The organism is Bacillus sp. 522_BSPC (genome assembly GCF_001076885.1).
In the GTDB taxonomy this organism is placed as follows: domain Bacteria; phylum Bacillota; class Bacilli; order Bacillales; family Cytobacillaceae; genus Niallia; species Niallia hominis.
Window position 1 is genome coordinate 1 of sequence record NZ_JVDT01000230.1, and the last position, 1,337, is coordinate 1,337.

The following is a 1,337-nucleotide window of genomic DNA, read 5'->3' on the forward strand; positions in this document are numbered from 1 at the left end:
AAAGCCTTTAATCGACGGGGATATAAGAAAGGTTCCCGGTCCATTAAAATGATATTGGAGAATAAATATAACATTAGCTTTAGTCGAAAAAAGATACAAAGATTAATGAGGAAATACGGAATAGTCTGCCTTCATAGAGGGCCAAATCCTTAAAAAAAATCGCAAAAGCAACAAAGGAACAACAGGTTGTTTCAAACATGTTAAACAGAGAATTTAAACAAGGTGTTCCTGGAAAAGTGTTATTAACGGACATTACTTATTTTCCATATAGTGGTAACTATATGGCTTATTTGTCGACCATAAAAGATGCATCCACCAACGAGATACTATGGACTAACCTAAAATAGTGAGACAATATAAAACACCTCCAAAATGGCAATACTTGAGATAAGTATTGTGACATTATTCGGAGGTGTTTTTGCGTGGGCAAAAAAACTGTATATACAAAAGAGATTAAATGGGCGGTAGTAAGAGATAAGCTTGAAGGAAAATTAACAACACGGGAAATTATGAACAAATACAAAATCAAAAATAAAACTCAAATTGAAACTTGGATGAGATGGTACAAAAATGGAGAAATGTATCGGTTTGATCAGCCAATTGGTAAACAATATACATTTGGGCATGGGCCCGATTCTTTAAGTAAGGACGAGCGAATAAGTAATCAACTAACTCACCTAAAAATGGAGAATGAAATTCTAAAAAAGTATATGGCGATGAGAAAGGAGTCGATAAAGGGCTAGTAGTACAATTGGTTGAACAATTTCGTGAAAAATATACCGTTACTTCCATTTTAAAAGTTTTAGGGATTCCACGTGCTAGCTATTATCGTTGGACTAAAGGGTTTGGTGAATATCGGAATGAACATGAAGAGTTAATTATTGAAATCTGTAAGGCTACTAAATATAGAAATGGTCATAGGAAAATTAGAGCTATTCTAAAGCGAGAACATCATATTCATCTTAATAGGAACACAGTTCAAAACATTATGCAGAAGCATCATTTGCAGTGTAAGGTGAAACCAAAACGCAAGTGGAAATCGCAGGGAGAAAGTGAAGTCATTGTACCTAATATTCTTAATCGTGATTTTAGTGCAAGTAAACCAAATGAGAAGTGGGTAACGGACATTACGTATATCCAGTATGGCAGCGAAACATTATATCTGTCTACGATTATGGATTTGTATAATAATGAAATCGTAGCTTATAAGATTTATAATCATCAACAAACGACATTAGTAATTGATACACTGCAGGATGCTTTGGATAAACGCAATCAGCCAGAAGGAGTTATTATACACTCCGATCAGGGGAGTGTGTATACATCGTATACTTTTC

General features: G+C 34.4%; 4 protein-coding genes. All 4 read left to right on the plus strand.

Annotated elements, in window-relative coordinates; genetic code table 11:
• Positions 1-48: 48 nt before the first annotated feature.
• Positions 49-153, plus strand: coding sequence for a transposase (locus ADJ83_RS26340; protein ID WP_239687089.1), 105 nt, complete (start codon positions 49-51; stop codon positions 151-153).
• 44 nt (positions 154-197) lie between these two features.
• On the plus strand, positions 198-347 hold the full coding sequence (locus ADJ83_RS26345) for a hypothetical protein (RefSeq protein ID WP_239687088.1): 150 nt from the start codon (positions 198-200) through the stop codon (positions 345-347).
• A gap of 75 nt (positions 348-422) precedes the next feature.
• Complete coding sequence (locus tag ADJ83_RS18720; RefSeq protein ID WP_016200952.1) at positions 423-743, plus strand: transposase; 321 nt, start codon at positions 423-425, stop codon at positions 741-743.
• An 8-nt stretch (positions 744-751) separates the two neighbouring features.
• Positions 752-1,337, plus strand: a 586-nt coding sequence (locus tag ADJ83_RS18725) for an IS3 family transposase (RefSeq protein WP_048717144.1), incomplete at its 3' end; no start/stop codon positions are given.

What these genes read in the sequence shown, in the direction of transcription:
- ADJ83_RS26340 (WP_239687089.1), top strand. Translation starts at nt 49, where the DNA reads ATGATATTGGAGAATAAATATAACATTAGCTTTAGTCGAAAAAAGATA.
- ADJ83_RS26345 (WP_239687088.1), top strand. Translation starts at nt 198, where the DNA reads ATGTTAAACAGAGAATTTAAACAAGGTGTTCCTGGAAAAGTGTTATTA.